The 21,107-nt window shown below is 73.5% G+C and carries 17 protein-coding genes; 8 read left to right on the forward strand and 9 right to left on the reverse strand.

The annotated features are described in order from the left end of the window. Positions 1-76: 76 nt before the first annotated feature. Together ACZ7KX_RS21615 and ACZ7KX_RS21620 are read right to left on the reverse strand one after the other, a co-directional pair. Positions 77-664, reverse strand: coding sequence for a GNAT family N-acetyltransferase (locus ACZ7KX_RS21615; protein ID WP_470327842.1), 588 nt, complete (start codon positions 662-664; stop codon positions 77-79). Beyond that, positions 648-1,583 carry a class I SAM-dependent methyltransferase gene (locus ACZ7KX_RS21620; RefSeq protein ID WP_470327843.1) on the reverse strand — a complete coding sequence of 312 codons (936 nt, stop codon included), beginning with the start codon at positions 1,581-1,583 and terminating at the stop codon, positions 648-650. The genes ACZ7KX_RS21615 and ACZ7KX_RS21620 overlap by 17 nt, the downstream gene beginning before the upstream one ends. A 428-nt stretch (positions 1,584-2,011) precedes the next feature. Between ACZ7KX_RS21620 and ACZ7KX_RS21625 the strand changes: the two genes are divergently transcribed. From ACZ7KX_RS21625 to ACZ7KX_RS21645, 5 genes are all read left to right on the forward strand, one after another. Next, positions 2,012-3,658, forward strand: a complete 1,647-nt coding sequence (locus ACZ7KX_RS21625) for an ATP-binding protein (protein ID WP_470327844.1) — start codon at positions 2,012-2,014, stop codon at positions 3,656-3,658. A gap of 17 nt (positions 3,659-3,675) precedes the next feature. Further along, positions 3,676-4,062: a roadblock/LC7 domain-containing protein gene (locus ACZ7KX_RS21630; protein ID WP_396545994.1), complete on the forward strand. Its 387-nt coding sequence runs from the start codon at positions 3,676-3,678 to the stop codon at positions 4,060-4,062. Between the two features lie 63 nt (positions 4,063-4,125). Further along, complete coding sequence (locus ACZ7KX_RS21635; RefSeq protein ID WP_350523174.1) at positions 4,126-4,485, forward strand: DUF742 domain-containing protein; 360 nt, start codon at positions 4,126-4,128, stop codon at positions 4,483-4,485. After that, on the forward strand, positions 4,466-5,083 hold the full coding sequence (locus ACZ7KX_RS21640; protein ID WP_470327845.1) for a GTP-binding protein: 618 nt from the start codon (positions 4,466-4,468) through the stop codon (positions 5,081-5,083). The genes ACZ7KX_RS21635 and ACZ7KX_RS21640 overlap by 20 nt, the downstream gene beginning before the upstream one ends. Before the next feature lie 123 nt (positions 5,084-5,206). After that, positions 5,207-6,721, forward strand: coding sequence for a cytochrome P450 family protein (locus ACZ7KX_RS21645; protein WP_470327846.1), 1,515 nt, complete (start codon positions 5,207-5,209; stop codon positions 6,719-6,721). A gap of 65 nt (positions 6,722-6,786) precedes the next feature. On the opposite strand, the gene ACZ7KX_RS21650 is transcribed toward ACZ7KX_RS21645, so the two are convergent. The 4 genes from ACZ7KX_RS21650 to ACZ7KX_RS21665 all read right to left on the reverse strand — a co-directional run bounded on the left by ACZ7KX_RS21650 (position 6,787) and on the right by ACZ7KX_RS21665 (position 11,462). Then, positions 6,787-8,421, reverse strand: a complete 1,635-nt coding sequence (locus ACZ7KX_RS21650) for a purple acid phosphatase family protein (RefSeq protein WP_470327847.1) — start codon at positions 8,419-8,421, stop codon at positions 6,787-6,789. A 185-nt stretch (positions 8,422-8,606) separates the two neighbouring features. Beyond that, entirely contained in the window at positions 8,607-9,434 is an 828-nt protein-coding gene (locus tag ACZ7KX_RS21655; protein WP_470327960.1) for an SAM-dependent methyltransferase, read from the reverse strand. Positions 9,435-9,637: 203 nt separating this feature from the next. Beyond that, a complete protein-coding gene (locus tag ACZ7KX_RS21660) occupies positions 9,638-10,990 on the reverse strand; it encodes an MFS transporter (RefSeq protein ID WP_470327848.1) in 1,353 nt (450 codons plus the stop codon). Positions 10,991-11,108: 118 nt separating this feature from the next. Next, positions 11,109-11,462 carry a 5-carboxymethyl-2-hydroxymuconate Delta-isomerase gene (locus ACZ7KX_RS21665; protein ID WP_470327849.1) on the reverse strand — a complete coding sequence of 118 codons (354 nt, stop codon included), beginning with the start codon at positions 11,460-11,462 and terminating at the stop codon, positions 11,109-11,111. A gap of 613 nt (positions 11,463-12,075) precedes the next feature. On the opposite strand from ACZ7KX_RS21665, the gene ACZ7KX_RS21670 reads away from it, so the two are divergent. Beyond that, positions 12,076-14,526 (forward strand): ATP-binding protein, encoded by a 2,451-nt coding sequence (locus ACZ7KX_RS21670; RefSeq protein WP_470327850.1) that lies wholly within the window; start codon positions 12,076-12,078, stop codon positions 14,524-14,526. A 100-nt stretch (positions 14,527-14,626) separates the two neighbouring features. On the opposite strand, the gene ACZ7KX_RS21675 is transcribed toward ACZ7KX_RS21670, so the two are convergent. After that, positions 14,627-15,697 carry a phosphatidylinositol-specific phospholipase C domain-containing protein gene (locus ACZ7KX_RS21675; protein WP_470327851.1) on the reverse strand — a complete coding sequence of 357 codons (1,071 nt, stop codon included), beginning with the start codon at positions 15,695-15,697 and terminating at the stop codon, positions 14,627-14,629. 336 nt (positions 15,698-16,033) lie between these two features. Here ACZ7KX_RS21675 and ACZ7KX_RS21680 point away from each other — a divergent pair, with 336 nt between their 5' ends. Next, positions 16,034-16,678, forward strand: coding sequence for a dihydrofolate reductase family protein (locus ACZ7KX_RS21680; protein ID WP_470327852.1), 645 nt, complete (start codon positions 16,034-16,036; stop codon positions 16,676-16,678). A gap of 70 nt (positions 16,679-16,748) precedes the next feature. On the opposite strand, the gene ACZ7KX_RS21685 is transcribed toward ACZ7KX_RS21680, so the two are convergent. Beyond that, on the reverse strand, positions 16,749-17,627 hold the full coding sequence (locus ACZ7KX_RS21685; protein WP_396545861.1) for a geranyl diphosphate 2-C-methyltransferase: 879 nt from the start codon (positions 17,625-17,627) through the stop codon (positions 16,749-16,751). A gap of 59 nt (positions 17,628-17,686) precedes the next feature. Beyond that, the gene (locus tag ACZ7KX_RS21690; RefSeq protein WP_470327853.1) at positions 17,687-19,090 is read right to left on the reverse strand and encodes a family 2 encapsulin nanocompartment cargo protein terpene cyclase; all 1,404 of its coding nucleotides are present in this window, start codon (positions 19,088-19,090) and stop codon (positions 17,687-17,689) included. A 595-nt stretch (positions 19,091-19,685) separates the two neighbouring features. Here ACZ7KX_RS21690 and ACZ7KX_RS21695 point away from each other — a divergent pair. After that, entirely contained in the window at positions 19,686-21,020 is a 1,335-nt protein-coding gene (locus ACZ7KX_RS21695; protein ID WP_470327854.1) for a radical SAM protein, read from the forward strand. The last annotated feature ends 87 nt before the right edge of the window (positions 21,021-21,107 follow it).

Below are 21,107 nucleotides of genomic sequence, written 5' to 3' on the forward strand. Positions count from 1 at the left end.
GGGCGGCTCAGGCCCTCCGACGACCCCAAACTATGCCCTCGCACCGACAATCGCCCGGGCCGGGCCCGTCCCGGGATCAGCGCCGGCCGCGCTCGCCCGTCGGCCCGGTGTCCAGCAGCCGCACCATGTGCAGCTTGGCGACGGCCCGCCCGTCCACCAGGACGGCCCTCGGCTCCCGCCCCCACACCTCGAACCCGCAGGCGGTGTAGAGCCGCCGGGCGGCCTCGTTGCCCTCCGAGACGGTCAGCAGCACCTGCTGCAGCCACGGGTCCGCGGCGGCGGTCCGCAGCACCTCGCGCACCAGGGCCCGCCCGGTCCCCCGCCCGGCCGCGCCGCGGGCCACCGCCATGCCGTACAGCGTGCCCTTGTGCCGCTCCTGGCTCCGCCGCGCCACCGTGAGCCCGGCGGTGCCGACCAGGGTGCCGCCGGCGCCGAAGGCCCCGAGCAGCGCGCCCGGCCCGTCCTCGGCCTCGGCCAGGCGCCGGAGCGTCGCGGCCATCGGCCTGGCGCGCTCCTCGGCGTAGTCGGAGGTGAAGGCGCTCGGCGTCTCGCGCAGCGCGGTGAGCCGGAAGGCCCGGTACGGTTCGGCGTCCGCGCGCCCCAGGCGGCGGATGGCGACGGGCGCCGGGGCGCTCCCGGCGACGGGCTCAGCCGAGGCGGGCACGGGTGCACCTCGTCAGGTACGGCAGCCGGATGACGTCCCGGCCCGCCAGGTCCGGATGGGTGGCGAGTAGGTGCCCGACGTCGGCCAGCAGGCGGGCGCGTTCGGCCTCCGGCAGCGCGATGACGTAGCTGCGCGAGGCGACCATCTCGACGATCCCGGCCGGCGTGGTCTCGTGCTCCCAGCCGATCTCCAGCCGCTCGGGCGGCCCGAACGGCGCCGGCAGGACCGGCCGGGTGTCGATCCGCTGCCGGGCCGGACGGTGCATCAGCGCCCCGAGTTCGGCGGCCCAGGGCTCGGACTCGTCCCGGACGTTCCACACCAGGGCGAGCGTCCCGCCGGGGGCGAGCACCCGGGCGATCTCCGGGACGGCGGCCGCCGGGTCGAACCAGTGCCAGGCCTGTGCCACCACGACGGCGTCCACGCTTCCGTCCGGCAGCGGGATGCGCTCCGCCGAGCCGGCGCGCACGGCCGCCTTCGGCACCGCCGCGGCCAGCTGCGCCCGCATGCCCGCGTCCGGCTCGACCGCCACCACGTCCAGTCCCGCCTCGACCAGCAGCCGGGTCGCCTTGCCGGTGCCGGCGCCCAGGTCGAGCACCCGCCGGGCGTCCCGGGGCACCGCCGATCCGATCAGCGCCTGCGGGTACCCCGGCCGCCCGGCCTGGTACGCGGCCGCCGCGATCCCGAACGAGCGCGCCCGCAGCCGTCCCGCCCACCGCCGCGTCGCCCCCTGCCGGGTCATCCCGCAGGCCCGCCCGATCTCCTCCCAGGTCGCCTCCTGCCCGCGCCGCAACTCCTCCACCAGCTCGGTCCGCCGCTCCTCCAACGCCCCGATCACCCCCGACAGCCGCCGCAACCCCGCCACCCCACCCCCACCGGCCACGTCCTCCGCCACCCGCCGACCAAGATCGTCCGTCTCCATGGGAACGGACTGTAGGGATACCCGCGGCCGTCCGTCAATGGTCGTTGCTCTGCGAGGCAACATCCGTTGCCTGCCCCGGTGCACTCACCCGCACGGGTGATCAGGGGCCGTCCTTGACGCCGCCTAGCACGAACTCGGGTCGCCGCGCGGGGACTTGGGCCGGAAACCCTTCACATGGGCGAATCCGGGCCGGGTTGCCGGTGCGCGGGCGGCAGGGCGAGAAGCCTGGTGCGGGGCGGCGATCCGCCGGGTGTGGGACTGGTGTGCGAGATGTCGGGCATGTCCGGCAAGTTGCCACAAGTCGGTTGAGAGACAGTATTTTTGAGTCTCGGTCAGGATTGTCCTGAACTTGGCTATGCTGCAGCACCACGCCTCCGGAGCCGGTCGCCGTCCGTCCCCGTACTGTTCCGATCGTTTGAGGATGCTGAATGCTTCGACCTGGATCGTCACCCGCCAGACGGCGCCCCGCGCCCCTGCTCGGCTGGCTGCTGCCGACGGCCGTGATGGCGGCCGCCGTCGCGGTCGCCGCGGCGGTGGTGGGCGCCGGGGCCCGGGCCGGGGTGCTGTGGTGCGGGGCGACGGGCACCGTGCTGGTGGCCGTGGTGGCCGCCGAATCGGCCCGCCGGGGGCGTGCGTTGACCGAGCTGAGGGACCGCAGCGCCCGGCAGGCGGAGGACCTGCAACGCCGGCTGGCCGGGCAGGAGAACGAGCTCGCGCGGCTGGCCGAGGTCGAGCTGCGCCGGGTCGTCTCCGGGTCCCGGTACGGGTACTCGATGGACATCCTGCTGAAGCCGGTCGAGCAGGGCGACGCGTCCGTCTCGCCGCGGTTCCGCAAGTCCCTGGTGTCCGTGGCGCACGGCATCGCCGTCGCCGTCGACGACGAGGTCAGCCGCCGCGACTCCGCCGAGCGCGCCTTCGTCAACATCGCCCGCCGGGTCCAGGCGATCATCCACCGGCAGGCCAAGGACCTGCGGGAGATGGAGGACCGGCACGGCAACGACCCGGCCGTCTTCGACGACCTGCTGCGCCTGGACCACGGCAACGCGCTGACCGGCCGCCTCGCCGACAGCATCGCCGTCCTGTCCGGCGCCCGCCCCGGCCGCCAGTGGACCCGGCCCATCGCGCTCTACAGCGTGCTGCGCGGCGGCATGTCCCGGATCCTGGAGTACCAGCGGGTGGACCTGCACCCGGTGGCCCAGATCTCGGTCACCGGACCGGCCGTCGAACCGCTGATCCACGCCGTCGCCGAGCTGCTCGACAACGCCACCCGCTACTCCCCGCCGCACACCCACGTGCACCTGAGCGCGTCCGAGGTGCAGAGCGGGATGGCGATCGAGATCGAGGACGGCGGCCTCGGCCTCACCGACGAGGCCCGCGCCCGCGCCGAGCAGGCGATGCGCGAGGCCATGGTCTCCAAGGACTTCGACGACCTCACCGAGTCCCCCCGGCTGGGCTTCGCGATCGTCGGCCGGCTCTGCCAGGCGTACGGCTTCCAGGTGTCGCTGCGCCGCTCCGCGTACGGCGGGGTGCGCGCGGTGCTGGTCGTGCCGCAGGAGCTGCTCACCACCGCTCCCCCGACCGGGCGGGCGCACGGCATCGGCGCCTTCTCCGGCCCGCGCCCGCTCCCGGCGAACCCGCCCCGGCACGCGGCTCCGGCCCGGCCCTGGGGCGCCCCGACCACCTCGGCCGGCGTCGGCCCGTCCTACGGCTCGACCAACCCGTGGGGGTCGCCGTCCACCGCGGCGGCGCCCGCCGGGGACGACGAGGTGATCGTGACCGAGCGGACGGCCAACGGGCTCCCGCAGCGCCGCCGCCACCGGCCGGTGCCGCGGACCGGCCCCGCCGGACCGGCGCGCACCGCCGCCCAGCCGGCCGGGCCGACCTCGGGACCGATGGCGGGCCCGGCGGCCCGGGCGCCCCGCCCGGCCAAGGAGCCGAAGCAGCCGGGCCTGTGGCTGGAGGCGTTCATGGACGGCTACAAGGGCACCGGGACGGCCCCCGGCGGCGACGGCCCGGCCGCCGGTCCGACCGGACACACCAGTGAAGAGACTGCAGGGAAGGGCGATTGGCAGTGATTCCGCACCGGAGCAACATGGACTGGATCCTCAACGACCTCGCGGACAGTGTCCCGTACGTACGCCACATCATCGTGCTGTCCGCCGACGGGCTGCGGATCGCCCAGTACGGCGCCGACCCCGACACCGCCGACCGCCTAGCCGCCGCCTGCGCCGGGCTGCAGAGCCTGGCCGCCGCCGTCGGGCACGAGTTCCCGCACGGCGACGGCTCGATGCGGCTGGTGGTGATCGAGGTCGACGGCGGCTACTTCTACCTGATGGCCGCCGGCGACCGCGCCTACCTGGCGGTGCTCGCCGACGAGGGCGTGGACGCCGGGCTGGTGAGCCACCAGATGCGCGACCTGGTGGCCCGGATCGGCGAGCACCTGTCCACGCCGCCGCGCAACCCCGAGGTGGTCGCGTGAACCGGCCCCCGGACCGGCCCGGCGGCGGGACGACCGCATGAACGAGCACAGTGAGGCGCTTGCATGACGGCAGACCAGGGCGGCTGGGACGGCCCCGAGCCCGACCGCCTGTACGTGATCACCCGCGGCCGCAGCGGTCCGTCCGGGCCGGGCGTCTTCGACCTGGTCACCCTGATCGTCTCCCGCGGGGAGCCGACGCCCGCCCTGCAGCCCGAGCACGCGGCCATCCTGCGGCTGTGCCGCTCCCCGCTCTCGGTGGCGGAGGTCTCCGCCTACCTGGAGCTGCCCACGAGCGTGGTCATCGTCCTGCTGGCGGACCTGCTCGACGACGAACTGATCGAGGCCCGCGCCGCCGTACCGGCGGCGGAACTTCCCGACCGGGCCCTGTTGGAGGCGGTGATCCATGGACTTCAACGGCTCTGACACGGTGGTGGGGCCGGCCGGCGCGGACCTGCTGCCGGACAGCATCAGCACGGCGGTCAAGGTGGTGATCGTGGGCGGCTTCGGCGTCGGCAAGACGACGCTGGTCGGCTCCGTCAGCGAGATCCGCCCGCTGACCACCGAGGAGACCATGACCCAGGCCGGGGTCGGCGTGGACGACCCCACCGGGGTCGAGACCAAGACCTCCACCACCGTGGCCATGGACTTCGGCCGGATCAGCATCAGCGACCGGCTCGTGCTGTACGTCTTCGGCACCCCCGGACAGGAGCGGTTCTGGTTCCTCTGGAACGGCCTGTTCGAGGGCGCCCTGGGCGCGGTGGTCCTGGTGGACACCCGTCGGCTGGAGGTCAGTTTCGAGGTGATCGGACGGCTGGAGGAGCGCGGCGTGCCCTTCGTGGTGGCCGTCAACGGCTTCCCCGAGGCACCGAGCTTCCCCCTGGAGGAGCTGCGCGGGGCGCTCGACCTGCCGACCGAGGTGCCGATCGTCGCCTGTGACGCGCGCAGCCGCCAGTCCAGCCGGGACACCCTGATGACGCTGATGCACTACCTGTACGAGCTGGCCGCGCCGCCCGTCCGCTGACGCCGCCCCGACCGGCGTCGGGCCGACGCCCGGCGCCCGCCCGTGGCCCGGCTCCCGACCGGCGCCCGATCGTCCCGAACCCGTCGGCGAACGCCTCGACCGACCCCCGTGACCGGAGATCCTGTGACCACCCCGCTCCCCGACGACGCCGTCCCCACCCCGCCGCCCGGCTGCCCGGCGCACGACCGCGCCACCGCCCCGGCCGCGACGACCGGCCGCTCCGGACCCACCGCCTCCCCCGGGACGCCCGGCCCGATCGGCCCCGGCGGCCTGCGGCGCCTCTACGGACCGGAGGCCGAGGCCGACCCGGCGGGCCTCTACGAGAAGCTGCGCGCCGAGTACGGCGAGGTCGCCCCGGTGCTGCTGCACGGCGACCACCGGGCCTGGCTGGTCCTCAGCCACGGCGCCAACATCACCGCGATGCGCACCCCGTCGCTCTTCTCCCGCGACTCGCGCCTGTGGACGGCGATGCGCTCCGGCGAGCTCCCGATGGACTCCCCGCTGCTGCCGGTGATCGCCTGGCAGCCGATCTGCGTGTTCGCGGACGGCGAGGAGCACCGCCGGCTGCGCGGCGCCGTCCTGGACGGTCTGAACCGCTTCGACCGGCGCGGGATCCGCCGCCACGTACGGCGGTTCACCACCGACCTGGTCCAGGTGGTCGGGCCGACCGGCCGGGCCGAGCTGATCACCCAGTTCGCCGAGCACCTGCCGATGCTGGTGATGACCAAGCTGCTCGGCATGCCCGACGAGTACGGGCCGCAACTGGTCGACGCCGCACGGGACCTGATGAAGGGCACCGAGACGGCCATCGCCAGCAACGAGTACGTGGTGGCCGGCCTGCGCCGGACCATCGCGATCAAGCGCGAGGCGCCCGGTGACGACCTGACCAGTCGTCTGCTGGAGCACCCGGCCGGGCTGACCGAGGACGAGGTGATGGAGCACCTGCGGGTGGTGCTGCTCGCCGCCAACGAGACCACCGTCAACCTGATCGCCGACTCGCTGAAGATGGTCCTCACCGACCCGCGCTTCCGCGCCCACCTCTCCGGCGGCCAGATGACCCTGGGCGAGGCGCTGGACCAGGTGCTGTGGGACTCCCCGCCGATGTCCCTGGTGGCCGGCCGCTGGGCCACCGCCGACACCGAGCTGGGCGGGCAGCAGATCAAGGCCGGGGACCTCCTGCTGCTCGGGCTCGCCGCCGGGAACGTCGACCCGGTGGTCCGCCCGGACCTGGCCACCCCGCTGTACGGCAACCGCTCGCACCTGTCCTTCGGCGCGGGGCCGCACGAGTGCCCCGGCCAGGACATCGGACGGCACGTCGCCGAGGCCGGCATCGACATCCTGCTCACCCTGCTCCCGGACCTCCGGCTCGCCGTCGAGGAGGAGGACCTGACCTGGACCTCGGCCTGGATCTCCCGCCATCTGACGGCGCTGCCGGTGGAGTTCACCCCGCGCGACATCGAGCCGGACCCGGAGTCGGTCGCCGAGGCCGAGCGGGCGGCGGCGGAGCGGGCGGAGTTGGCGCAGTTTGCGGCCGAGGCGGAGCGGGCGGCGCAGAGCGCGGGGAGGGCCGCGGCCCCCGCCCTCCCCGCTCAGCGGCGCAGCTGGTGGGACGTGCTGACCGGCATCTTCCGCCGCTGAGGGAGGGGTGGGGGCGAGGGGCAGGGGCGGGGCGCACCCCCTGCCCCTGGCCTTCGCCCCCGGTCTCAGCCGTCGCGCCCGTCCGTCCGGCGCCGGTACAGGGTGAAGGTGTCCACCGGCGTGAGGTCGCCGTGCGGCCCGTCGAAGGTGTAGTAGGTGACCTTCATGGTGGTGGTGCCGCCGCGGCGGTCGCCGGGGTCGACCTCGAAGGCCGCGAAGCCGTGGGCGTGTTCGCGGTCCTGGACGGCGGCCCACGGCGCGTCCTCGGTGAGCCAGACCGATTCCCGGTACGGCGCGCCCGGCTTCGGGTCCTCCAGTCCGATGACCACCCGGCCCTTGGGCTGCTCGAAGAGGTCGTCCTGGGTGGTGGCCGCGTTGCCGCCGGCACCGATGATCATGTGGACGGTTCCCCGCCCGGTGTCGATCATGTCGGTGCGGGTGTCGGTCGGCACCGGGGTGCGGGTGTCGTTGGGCAGGGTGCCGCGGACGGGGTGGGAGCGCTCGTAGTAGTGCTCGTGGCCGCACACCACCAGGTCGACCCCGTAGGCGTCGAACAGCTTGCCCCAGGTCTCGCGGATGCCGAGGTCGCTGCCGGCGCCGTGCATCGAGCTGGAGATCATCGGGTGGTGCATGCACACCACGATCCAGTCGATCGCCCGATTGCTCCGAGTCGCCCGCAACTCTCGCTCCAGCCAGCGCTGTTGAGCACCTCCGGAGTAGCCGCGCAGATAGATGTCGCCGGAGTTCTGAATGGCCACGTCGTCGTTGGCGAGGCTGATGAAGCGCACCGAGCCGACGGTGAAGGCGTACCACATGCCCCGGGTCTCCTCGTCGGAGGAGGCCGTGGAGTCGGGGAGGGAGAAGTAGGCCTGGTAGCCGAGCGCGCCGATCGGGCCGTTGCCGCCCTCGTTCTCGTGGTTGCCGACGCAGGGCATCCAGGGCCGCAGCCGGGTGGAGCGGCTGTTGCTGATGAACCAGTCGGCCCAGGTCGCGGTGCGGCTCTGGCCGTGGCGGCCTGCATAGGAGGAGTAGCAGAGGTCGCCGTTGATCAGGTTGAACAGCGGCCCGATCCGTTCGACGGCGGCGACGATGTCCGCGGAGGCCGCGGTGCCGACCTGGCTGCTCATGAACACCGGGTACTTGCCGAGCGGCGAGGGCATGCCGTCGGGGAACGTGACCAGGCGGCGGAGGTTGGGTGCGGCCTGGTCGCCGAAGCTGGTGAAGGTGAAGGGCGCCCGGCCGCGCGGGGCGGTGGTGAAGGTGCCGGTCTCGGGATTGGCCCCGTCGTGGCCGGCGCTGTACAGGTAGGTGGTGCCCGGGCGCAGGCCGGTGAGGCGTGCGTGGTGGACGTACACCTCGACCTTGTCGATCGAGTCCCGGTAGGTCCGGGTCTCGGCCTGGACCACCCGGCCGAGGCCGCCGTCGGGCGTGCCGTAGCGGACCTGCGGGCGGCGGACGGACTGCGGGGTGAGCCAGGAGACGGTCATCTCCGCGCCGGGGTCGTTGCCGAACTGCAGGTGCAGGCCGATGACGCCGGCTGCGCCGCTGCGGTGCGGGGTGGACTGCAGGAGCGGGCTGGTGGGGGCGTCATCGGCCGGTTGGGCGGCCGCTGGTTGCGCGGCCGCCGTCGTGCCTGCTGCCACGAGGGCGGCTCCGGCCGCCGAGGTGCCTTTGAGGATGGACCTGCGTGCAATGGTCATGGGGACTCCGCTTGCCGAGTGGGGGTTCGACAGGCAGTCACTTTAATGACATGTGCACGTAAGGTCGATCGTTTCGGCAAGCTCCCGTTTGACGGTCGTCGAACTGACGGAATATCGGCGGTGGCCGGCCGCGCGGGGCCGGATCTCGCCGGGGCGGACCTCGACGGGGCCGGACCCCCGGGCGGTCAGACCTTGCGGCCCACTCCCCCGTACACCGGGACCTGCTCGTCGGCCAGCCCCGGGGACGGCGCTTCGCCCAGCTCCGGGTGCCAACGGTTGATCAGCACCACACCGGGATCGTCCAGTTCGAGGCCGGCGAAGAAGCGCTCGACGCCCTCCCGCGGCCGCATGTGGACCTCGATCCCGGCCTCCGCGTAGCGGCGGGTGCCGATCTCGGCGCGATCGGGCGCGGTGTCGCCGGTGCCCGCGGTCAGAGCGAGGAAACTGCCCGCGGGCAGGGCGTCCAGGAGCTTGCGGACGGGCGGGTGCGCGGCCTCGTCGGTGAGGAAGTGCACGATGTTGATCAGCGTCAGCGCGACCGGCTCGTTCAGGTCCAGGGTGCCGGCCACCGCCGGGTCGGCGAGGAACTTCTCCGGATCGCGCAGATCGCCCTGCACGTAGGCGGTGCGGCCCTCGGGGGTGCTGGTGAGCAGCGCGCGCGAGTGGGCGAGCACGATCGGGTCGTTGTCCACGTACACCACGCGGGAGGACGGATCGACCGACTGGACGATCTCGTGCAGGTTGGGCGCGGTGGGGATGCCGGTGCCGACGTCCAGGAACTGGCGGATGCCGTGCACCTCGGCGAGCCGGCGCACCATCCGGTGCATCACCGCCCGGGCGGCGGTGGCCCCCTCCCGCGCGCCCGGGAGGTCGGCCATGACGCGGTCGCCGACCTCGCGGTCCGCCGGGAAGTTCGTCTTGCCGCCGAGCAGGTAGTCGTAGACCCGGGCGGAGTGCGCCCGGTCGGTGCGCAGGTCGACCTGCGGCGGCTCCTCGAACCCGGCCTCGGTCAGCCAGCTCTCGGAAGCGTCGGTGTCGAATCCGTTGTCATCGAATCCGTTGTCGCCGAATCCGTTGTCGCCGAATCCGCTGCTGTCGAATGCGCTGCTCCCGGCTGCACGGTCCGGTTCGTTGGTGTCCGGCCTGTCGGTACCCACGCTCGCCCTCCCCGTTCGGCGTATGTCCGGACCACTCAACCACAGGCGATGATCGTTCGTCAGGTGGATGCCGGTGAACGGCGGGACACGGCCGCGGTGTCCCGGACGGCGGCCGCGAAGGAGGGCACCTTCATCGCCGTCAGCAGCCCGAGGGCCGGGCCGATCGTGCACACCGTGACGTACCCGGGGATCACGCCGAGCAGGTGCCGGTCGCCCAGCCACGCGGCGAGCAGCGGGAAGGTGCCGCCGAACGCGGCGATGGTGGCCGCGTTGACCACGCCGAGGCCGACCGCCCGCACCTCGGTCGGGAACAGCAGCCCGGTGAACACGTTGAGCGTGCCGAGCACCGTCGCCACCAGCATCCCCAGCACCACGGCGACGACCTGGAACGGCAGCCAGCCTCCGCGCAGACCCCCGAGCAGCACCCCGACCAGCGGGATCGGCAGGCCGAACCCGATCCGGGCGACCGGCAGCAGGCCGAAGCGGTCGGCGGCGGCGCCGGTGAGCAGCATCGTGACCAGCACGACAGCGAGCACCACGGTCATGAACGAGGCCGCCGACTCCTTGTCGATCACGTGGTACGCGGCGGCGTACTGCGGGAGGTAGACCAGGGCGAAGTAGTAACCGACCGTTCCGCCCAGGGTGTTGAGGAAGACGGTGAGCGCCGCCCACCGGTGCTCGCGGAGCATCCGCAGGAACGGCGGGCGGCCGCCGGCGGCGGCGCGCTCCCGGGCCCGGTGGAAGTCCGCGCTCTCCGGCGCCTGCCGCCGCACCCAGACTGCGGCCAGCCCGAGCAGCGCGGCGACCACGAATCCCCAGCGCCAACCGCCGTTCTCCAGACCGGACTTGCCGACGGTGTGGATCAGCAGCGTGAGCACCCCGAAGGAGAGCAGCGAGCCGACGATGACGCCGCCGTACGACACCGAGCTGAACGCGAACCGGTGCCGCGGCGGGGCCGTCTCGGTCACGTACGCGGCCACGCTCGGCGCCTCCCCGCCGAAGGCGAGCCCCTGCACCACCCGTGCGACCACCGCCAGCACCGCCGCCCAGACCCCGATCGCGTGCCGGCCCGGCACCGCCGCGATGCCCAGGCTCGCCACGGCGATCACCGCCATGCCCAGGCTCAGCGCGGAACGCCGCCCCCGGGAGTCACTGAGCCGCCCGATCAGGTACGAGCCGACCGGCCGGGCCACGAACCCCACCGCGAAGGTGACGTACGCGCCGAGCACACCGCCGACTCCGTGCTTTCCGTGCCCGAAGAGGTCCGCCGCGAAGTACGGCGCGAGCACGGCGTAGATGTTCCAGTCGAAGGACTCAACCACCGACCCCACCGTCGCCGCGGCCAACTCCCGCCGGCGTCCGCCGACTTCCGACCGCTCACGGAGCGGGACGGCCGCGCTGCTTTCCGTCATGTCCCCAGCATGGCACCGTTCGGCGGTCGGCGGAATCGTGCCCGTCGGTGCGGCGCTGCACGGCGCCGCACCGACGGTGACGGACGCGGGCGCGGACGAGGACGCGGGTGCGCAGCCGTCAGTGCGTGCCGGGGTGGTGGACGAAGCGGTAGGTGTCACGGTCGAGTTCGGTGACCTGGACGCCGAGGGCGGCGGGCCGGGTGATCCGGGAGCGGAGGATCGTGAGGATCCGGTCCGTCAGTTCGGCGCGCTGCTCGGTGGTGCGGCCGGCCAGGATCTTGACCTCGACCAGGACCGCGGCCTCCCCGGTCGTGCCGTCGCCGACGTGGTGGTGGGCGGCGGGGCGGAAGAGCGTCTTGCAGTGGTCGACGGTGGTGTCGATGACCCCGGTGATCGCCTCGTGGACCTCGTCGGCGAAGGCCGTCCGGTCGAAGTCGAGTTCGGCCGAGTGGTCGACCAGGATCTGCGGCACGGGAACCTCCGGGGAGTGGGATCAGTTCGGTGCCGACGCTACCGCGTGCCGTCCGCCCGGGGCGAGCCCTCCACCGGGAGGGCCGACGGGCCGACGGGGCGCTACCGCTACGACGGGTACGACGACGGGCGGCACCACCGCGTGGGGTCGGTGGTGCCGCCCGTCGTCAGTCCCTGCCACCGGCCGCGGCCGTTGCGCCGTCGGGTGCCGGGAGGGACGTCGGTGCCGGCCTCCGCACGGGCCTCGGCGATGCCCGGGTCGTACCCCACGAGCCGGAAGAACCCCCGTTCCTGCCGGCTCTCGGAATCCGTCGCGCCCGCCCCTCGAACCGGGGTTCTCGCGACGGTTCCTGGAACCCGGGTGACGCCGCGGCCCGCTCCCTGGCGGATCCTGGTCACCGCTCGGCGCGCCGCGTCAGGAGACCGCCCTGCCGCCGGTCGCGAGCCGCTGCACGATCCGCATGTGTCCCCCTCCTCGCCCCCGGCGCCGTGCCGGACACTTTTCGTCTGCACAGAAGTCTGCGGATCGCGGCACGGGCACCACAATGTTCTCGGTCGAGTCCGGACGAACCCGGTTGCCCAGCGAGGGCGGCCGGTCTCACAGGGGGAATCGCATGACGGAAGTGCAGCCGCGTCGGCAGGCGGACGAACCGGCCGGGAGCGTGGCCGCCTACATTCGCGAGCTGCGTGCGCTGAAGGTGCGGGCGGGCCAGCCGTCCCTGCAGGAACTGCAGCGGCGCAGCGGTGTCGCGCGCAGCACCCTGTCCGATGCGCTGAACCCGCGTCGGCGCGAACTGCCGCGGCTGGAGGTCTGCCTGGCCCTCGTCCGTGCCTGCGGCGCGGCCCCGGCGGAGCAGGCGCGGTGGCGGGAGCAGTGGCAGCAGATCGCCCGGGACCGTGACGAGTTGCGCTCGATGCCGGCGGCCGCGAGGCCCGCCGCGGCGGCGCAGGGCCGGTCGGCCACCTCGGGTCGGTCGGCGATGCAGGACCGGTCGGCGCCGCAGGACCGGTCGGCGGCCCCGGACCGGACCGTCCCCCAGGCCGAAGTGCCGCGTCAGCTGCCGGCGGCCGTCCGGCACTTCACCGGGCGGGTCCGCGAACTCAAGGAGCTGCACGCGCTGCTGGGCGATCGGGTGCCCGACTGCGGCGCGGTCGTGATCTCGGCGATCGCGGGCACTGCCGGGGTGGGCAAGACCTCCCTGGCCGTGCATTTCGCCCACCAGGTGGCCGACCACTTCCCGGACGGCCAGCTCTTCGCCGACCTGCGGGGCTTCGACCCCGTCGGCCCGTCGGTCGACGCAGCCGGTGTGGCGCGCGGCTTCCTGGCGGCGCTGGGCGTGCCGGCCACCCGGATCCCCGCCGACCCGGAGGGGCAACTCGCGCTCTACCGCAGCCGGTTGGCCGACACCCGGACCCTGGTCGTCCTCGACAACGCCCGCGGGGTGGAGCAGGTACGACCGCTGCTGCCCGGATCGGCCGGCTGTCTGGTGCTGGTCACCAGCCGGAACCGGATGCCCGCCCTGGTCGCCCTCGACGGCGCGGTGCCGCTCGCCCTCGACGTGCTCTCCCGCGACGAGGCGCTCGAACTGCTGGCGCGGCGCCTGGGCAGCGAGACCGTGCTGGGCCGACCGGACGCGGCCGGGGAACTGGTCGAGCTGTGCGCCCGGCTGCCGCTGGCCCTGAACATCGCCGCCGCCCGCGCCGCCGAGCACCCGGGCACCCCCCTGGACGTGTGGACGGACGAACTGCGCGACACCCGCGCCCGGCTGGACGCGCTGTCCGTCGACGACGCCCACGCCGACGTCCGGGCGGTGTTCTCCTGGTCCTACCGCGCCCTGGCCCCGCAGACCGCCCGTCTGTTCCGCCTGCTCGGCCTGCACCCCGGCCCGCACATCAGCGCGGCCGCGGCGGCGAGCCTCGCGGGTCTGCCGCCGGCCGAGGCGCGGCGCCTCCTGGACGAACTCCACCGCGCCCATCTGATCACCACACCGGACCGCGAGCGGTACAGCTTCCACGACCTGCTGCGCGCCTACGCCGCCGAACAGACGGTCCGCCACGACTCCCCGCGGGAACGGGCCGACGCGACACTGCGCATGGTCGACCACTACCTGCACACCGCCCACCTCGCCGGACTGCACGCGTACGCCGACGACGTCTCCTGGCCGCCGCTCGACCTCGCGGAACCGTCCGCCGGGGTGACGCCGGAGAGCCTCACCGACCGCCCGCACGCCCTGGACTGGTACCGGGAGGAGCAGCAGGTCCTGGAGGGCGTCGTCGTCTGCGCGCAGCGCGCGGGGCTGGACGGGCACACCTGGCAGCTCGCCGGGGCCCAGGTGTCCTACCTGCTCAAGTCGGGCCTGTGGCAGCAGTGGCAGCAGGTCAGCGAGACCGCCCTGGCCGCCGCCGAGCGCACCGGGGACCTCGCGCGCCGGGCGCACGCGCACCGCTGGCTCGGCCAGGTGCACCGCTCGCAGGGCCGTCAGCCCCGGGCGCACCGCGAACTGCGCCTGGCACTCGACCTGTTCGCCGAGCTCGGGGACCGCGCGCGGCAGGGCAAGACCCAGCTCGACCTCGCCATCACCCACGGCGAGGAGCACGCCTACGCCGAAGCGGTGGCCGAGTCCCGACGGGCGCTGCGGGTGTTCGAGTCGATCGGCGACCTGCACGGGCAGGCCCTCGCGCTCAACAGCGTCGGCTGGTACCTGACGCTCCTCGGCAGTCCCCGGGAGGCCCTGCCCTCCTGTCGGCGCGCCCTGTACCTGGCCCGCGAGAGCGGCAGCCTCCCCGCCCAGTCCTCGATCCTGGACAGCATCGGCTACATCCACCACAGCGTCGGCGAGTACCCCGAGGCGCTGCCCGCGTACCAGGAGTCGCTGCGGCTGCGCCAGGTGATCGGCGACTACTTCCTCCAGGCCGAGATCCACACGCACATCGGCGACACCCACCTCGCGCTCGGCGACCGCGAGTCGGCCGTGCACTCCTGGAGGCAGAGCCTCGCCATCCTGGAGGACCTGCAGCACCGGGACGCCGACGCCGTCCGCGCCCGGCTGGACCGCCACGGCTGACACCGCCCCACGAGGACCGGGCCCCGGCGCGGGGTGCGTCGCCGGGGCCCGGTCGGGGGGGTGGAGCTCAGGCCGGTGGAGGTGGAGCGCGAGCCGGACGTCAGCCGCGCGGCAGCACCAGGGACTGCACCGCCGGCAGCTTGCGCCAGTCGCTCGACACGATGCTCGCGTGCGCCTCGGCCAGCTGCTCGGCGCGGGCCCGCGCCTGGTCGGCCGTCGGGTCGGTGCCGCTGATCTCCGGCGCGACCTTGTGCGCGTCGGTCATCACCAGCAGGTAGTGCGCCGTGTCGTACCACGCGGTGTCGATGCCGCCGGTGTACGTGGCGGCGTCGCCGTCGAAGACCACGAACCACGGCCGGATCGAGGCGTCCGCACCGGTGTACCGGCTGCGCGGGTCGCCGCTCGCGGCGCCCAGCACGGACGGGAACAGCTGGGCCTGGCCGATCCGGCCGGCCGCCGCCAGGTCGCGCAGGTGCCGCCCGTACTCGACGTCGGTGTGCAGGGTGTCGAAGGGGTTGCCCAGTTCGACCGTGCCCGGGATCGCGTACAGCAGCACCTTCCCCGCCAGTTTCGAGCGGCTCGGCCAGTTGCCGGCCCGGACCGCCTCGTCCAGGCTCGCGTACGCGCCGCCGCCGGGCTTGGCCAGCAGGTCGGCGGGGCGCAGCACGGCGGAGCCGAGGTGCTGGGCGATCAGCGCGTCCAGCTGGTCGGGGCCCATCCCGAGGTTGGCGGAGAAGCCGGGCTTGAGCTCCAGCTTGACGACCAGCGGCCCGGCCGCCGGGTGCGCGGCGAGCCAGACCCGGACGTCGTCGAGGCAGTTCTCCAGGTTCTTGTTGGTGCCGCCGCCGTAGAGCTGGGCGGGGGTGGTCGCGGCGGTGCAGTTGTTGCTGTTGCCGAGCGGGTTGGAGTGGCTGACCTTCCACTCCTTGGTGATGATGTCCGGCCAGAGGTCCAGCTCGATCATCCCGGTGCCGGTGTCCAGGCCCTGGGCCAGGTACGGGAAGGCGGCCGGGTCGTAGGTGTTGTGCAGGCCGACGGTGGTGGCCGAGCCGAACGGCAGCTCGCCCGTCCCGCCCGGGGCGGCGTCCGCCGGGGCGGTGGTGATCAACGCGCCGGCGCCGGCGAGCAGGCCGGCCGCCAGGAATCCGGCCAGGGTGCGGCGTACGGTCATGGGAACCCCCCGAGGTTCGACGTGTCGGCCGCCTCCTCCGGGCAGCCTGACGGAGCATCCCCGATCAAGGCGTGCTCCGCGTGAAGAAGGCACGACAATAGCGTGACGAGTGCACTGACTCTCCCCCGGTCCCTTCCCCTTCGTCCACAGCTCTCACGCGCGCCCGCCCGGTGGGTTCCGGCCCCGTCCGGCCCCCGTCCCGTCCGCGCCCGGTCCCGTCGGGTCCGCCACGCCAGGGACGGTGACGGAGCGTCTGGAATCCGGGCCCGCGGGCTAGCGTGGCGCGAACGGGGTGCGGCCCGCCCGCACCGAGGCACCGAGCGGCGGAGGAAGCCGATGTCCCTGGTCCGGGTCCACAACTTCTCGATCTCCCTCGACGGCTACGGCACGGGCGAGGGCCAGACCCTCGACGAGCCGTTCGGCCACGCCGGCCACCGGCTGCACCAGTGGTTCTTCGACACCCGGACGTTCCGGCGGATGCATGGCAAGGAGGGCGGCGACACCGGCGTGGACGACGCGATGGCCCGCGCCTGGGCCGACGACATCGGCGCGGAGATCATGGGCCGCAACAAGTTCGGGCCGCAGCGCGGCGCCTGGCAGGACGAGGAGTGGAAGGGCTGGTGGGGGCCCAACCCGCCGTTCCACACCCCGGTCTTCGTGCTCACCCACCACCCGCGTCCGACGCTGGAGATGGCGGGCGGGACGACCTTCCACTTCCTCGACGCGACGCCCGAGGAGGCGCTGCGGCAGGCCCGCGAGGCGGCCGGCGGCAAGGACGTGCGGATCGGCGGCGGCCCCCGCACGGTCCGCGCCTTCCTGGAGGCCGACCTGATCGACCACCTGCACGTGGTCGTGGTGCCGATCGTCCTCGGCCGGGGCGAGTCGCTCTGGGCGGGGCTCGAAGGGCTGGAGGGGCGGTTCCGCACCGAGGCGGTGACCAGCCCGAGCGGCGTCACGCACCTCACCTTCACCCGGCGGTAGCGGCCCGCACGGCCGACGGCGGCCTCCCCGCGGGTGCGGGGAGGCCGCCGTCGGCCGTTTCGGACCGGGGTCAGACCCGGTCGGCCGCGATCAGCACGTACTGGAACGAGCCGTCCTTGTAGGACTCGATGAACGCCTCCTCGATGCCGGTCACCAGCGAGGTGGTGTTCCGCAGCTCCCAGTACGGCAGGGTGTCCGGGGTCAGGTCGATGACGGCCTGCGGCACCAGGCGGTTGTCGGCCATCGCCCGCAGGTACTCGCGGCGGGAGTGGATGTTGCACTCGAAGTGGGCGTTGATCTGCGAGACCCACTTCGACGGCTGGCCGTACTTCGGGTTCCAGCAGCCGGTGATGGTCACGTACCGGCCGCCGACCGCGAGCACCCGGGAGTGCTCGGCGAAGAGGTCGTGCAGGTCGACGTACATGCTGGACTCGTTGTTCCACGAGCCGGCGATGCTGCCGTTGGCGAGCGGCATGTCCAGCATGTTGGCGACCCGCGAGCGGACGAACCCGCCGATGCCGAGTTCGGCGGCGCGCTTGTTGCCGAAGTCCGCCTGCTGGGTGGAGAGGGTCAGGCCCTCGACCTTGCACCCGAAGCGCTGGTGGGCCATCACCATCGAGCCGCCACGCCCGCAGCCGGCGTCCAGCAGGGTGGAGTCGGGCCGGATGTCGCCGAGGTGGTCGAGCAGCACGTCGGCCTGTGCGGACTCCAGCCGGTGCAGCTCGGCGATCACCTTCTTCTCGCGCTCGCTGTCGGCCGGGTCGCCGATCGCGCCGAGGTCGATCTCGCCGATGCCGTAGTGGTGGTGGTAGAGGCCGTCGACGTCGCCCAGGCGAAGGTTGACCGGGCGAGCCTCGTGGTCCCAGTAGCGTGCGATGTCGCCCTGGTACGGAGTTGCCGGGCCGGGGATGGCGTTGCCGGAAGTGGTGAGGTCGTCGGTCAGGGACATGGGTCAACTCCAAAGGTTCTTACGAAGGGTTACCGGGAACGGTGCCGCCGCCGGGGCGGTCACCAGAAGTCGGGCAGGGTGTAGCGGTGGGTGTTGGTCTGGTGCCAGTAGTGGTTGCCGTCGAGCCACACGGCCACGCCGCGCAGGAAACGTACGAGGGTCGGCACCGGGCAGGCGACGGCCAGCGCGGCCGACTCGGCCTCGAAGGCGTGCATCAGCTCGTTGTGGACCCCGATGGCCTTCAGGTAGCCCTCCTTGCGCGAGACGCCCTCGCATTCGGAGATCACCACCGGCAGGTTCAGGTGCAGTCCGGGGCTGGACAGCTCCTTGGTGTACGAGTAAAGGTCGTTGACGATCGTGGTGGCGTTGCCGGCCAGTGCGATCACCCGCTGCATCGCGGGCAGGGCGTGCAGCTCCGCGGGCAGCTCGTAGCCACCGACGGTGTCGGTGATCGTCGGGCAGGGGCGGAAGTTGTTGAACTGGCGCATGGCCAGGTACTCCCACACCTCCGGCACGTGGTCCGTCTCCGCCCACGCGGCCTCGGCCAGGTACCCCATGTGCAGCCGCGCCATGTCGTGCCGGAAGCGGTCCGCCTGGGAGGGCGTGGAGGCGCGGACGAAGTAGTCCATCGCCGAGCGGTACGAACGCCGGGGCGCGTCCTCGGAGAGCGAGGCCTCCCAGGCGGGGTGGTACTCCGGCGTGGTGTGCAGCGGGTCGAGGGCGGTGTGCGCGAGGAGCAGGCGGCTGCCCAGGCCGACCGGTGATCCGCCGAGGTCCTCGCAGTAGCAGTCGTCCACCGCGTTCTCGGCCACCATCAGGCGGGCCGCGAGCATCAGGTGGTCGATGCTGGGCGCGTCGGGGTGGCAGGCCACCATGTAGCGCCCGGTGGAGAACCCGTCGAAGTCCTTCTCCCACTCCGGCGGGTAGAGCTCGATCTCGTCGATCGCCCAGGCCTTGATCTTCAGGCTGAGCGCCTCCACCCGCACCGGGTCGGGCTCGGCGATGGGGTGGTGGTACAGACCGGGGATGGGGTCTCCGGTCCTGGGCTTGCCACCGTCCGGCGCCGCGGCGGCCGGAGCCACCCCGAGCGCGGCCGTGCCGAACGCGGCCGCACCGGGCAGGGCCGGGACGGACGGCGCGGGGAGGGACGGGGCCGGAACTGTCGGCGCGGGAACGGTCGGCGCGGGAACGGAGGGCAGCCGGACACCGGGGGCGACGGCCTCGGACACCGGGGCCTCCGCAGCCGAGGCCTCGGGCACCGGGACCTCGGGCACCGGGACCGTGGCCACCGGGGCCCCGGCCGTCGGGACCGCGACCGCCGGGGCGTCGACGGTCGGCGCATCGGCCGCCGGAACCGCGACGGCCGGCGCCTCCGCCGCCGGGGCCTGCGGCCTCAACTGCAGCCCGGCGGTGCCCAGTCCGGTGGGTCCGCGCAGGATGCGCTCGATCGCCGGGGAGCTCATGAGCCCACCGCCGGAGCGGCGGCGGACCCTGGTGGTGAGTCCGTTCTGACACGCAGGGGCATGGAGCCTCCTCTGGAATGGGTCGCACGATATGACGGGTCGTCATCTCGCCCGCCGCGAAGAGGACTCCGGGCGACGGGCCCCGTCTCGCTCGATTCCCAACCGTAGGCGCGAAGGCGCGTTCCGGAACGCAACGGACGATCTTCTACACCCGATAGGGTGAACGTTCGTGCTGACGGCGTTTGGGGACGCCCCTGTCATGCATCGGTCCGGCCCGCGCCGGGGCGCCCCGGCGCCGAACCGGCCGGCCCGACCCGCCCGCGTGCCGCGTCAACCCGGCGACCACCCCCGTGTCCCGCCGACGCCGCCGCGCCGGGGCCGCGCCGCAGGCCGTACAGGGCCGTATCCGGCGGAGGCCGTTCGACAGCGAATGACCGGCGGCCCCGGCGCTCCCCGGCGCCGGGCACCTCCCCCTCGTTCCCCACCGCGGACCGGGCGGCCCTCCCCCGCGCGGCCGGACAGGACCGGGCGCATAAGGGGGACGAGAATGGGCACGGCGCCGTGGACGATCGGGGCCAGGAAGGAAGAGCAGCACATGGAGAGCCAGGCCCGCAGCCGCACCGCACTCGTCGAGGCGCTCATGGAGCGCTATCCCGACGTGCCCCGGGAGGCGGTGATCAAGGAGGACCTGCTGCGCGGCGGGATGGCCTTCGACGAGTCCGCGCTCAGCGGCAGCGCCGGCGCCGACGGGGGCGGGGGCGGCGAGGTCAAGCCGAAGTCGTACTTCATCTTCTCCTTCGACCACCGCACCCTGCCCGAGCTGGGCGCCGCCGCGCTCAACCGGCCGCCGGAGGAGGTCGTGCTGACCGGCGGGCCGTACGGGCTGCGCCGCACGGTGGTGTCGGTGCGGGTCAACCCGGACTCGCCGTACCGGGTCGGCGCCGGGGAGGACGGCACCCTCGGCCTCTACCTGGACGGCGCGCGGATCGCCGACGTCGGGCTGCCGCCGATGCCGGACTACTACCGGCACACGCTCGCCAACGGGAAGTCGGTGATGGAGGTCGCCCCGACCATCCAGTGGGGGTACCTGATCTACCTCACGGTGTTCCGGGTCTGCCAGTACTTCGGCGCCAAGGAGGAGTGCCAGTACTGCGACATCAACCACAACTGGCGCCAGCACAAGGCCGCCGGCCGCCCGTACACCGGCGTCAAGCCGGTCGAGGAGGTCCTGGAGGCACTGGAGATCATCGACCGCCACGACACCGCCCGCGCCTCCCGGGCGTACACCCTCACCGGCGGGGCGATCACCTCGCAGGTCGGCGGCCGGGACGAGGCCGACTTCTACGGGCAGTACGCCAAGGCCATCGAGGAGCGCTTCCCCGGCCGCTGGATCGGCAAGGTGGTGGCGCAGGCGCTGCCGCGCGAGGACGTACAGCGCTTCCACGACTACGGCGTGCGGATCTACCACCCCAACTTCGAGGTGTGGGACAAGCGGCTCTTCGAGCTCTACTGCCCGGGCAAGGAGCGCTACGTGGGCCGCGACGAGTGGCACCGCCGGATCCTCGACTCCACCGAGGTGTTCGGCCCGCAGAACGTGATCCCCAACTTCGTCGCGGGCGTGGAGATGGCCGAGCCCTTCGGCTTCACCACCGTGGACGAGGCGATCGCCTCCACCGAGGAGGGCCTGCGCTACTTCATGTCCCACGGCGTGGTCCCGCGCTTCACCACCTGGTGCCCCGAACCCACCACCCCGCTCGGCAAGGCCAACCCGCAGGGCGCGCCGCTGGAGTACCACATCCGCCTGCTGCAGACCTACCGCGCGACCCTGGAGGAGTTCGGCCTCTCCTCCCCGCCGGGCTACGGGCCGGCCGGCCCGGGCAACGCGGTCTTCTCGGTCAGCTCCTTCATGGACTCGCTGCCCGCCTCCTGAGCCCGCACCCGGGCTGCTCCCCCGGCGGGGGAGCACACCCCCAACAGGGGGAGAGGTACTCCCCCCCACCGCCCCCCTTCTGGGGGT

Source organism: Kitasatospora sp. NPDC038210 (genome assembly GCF_055600605.1).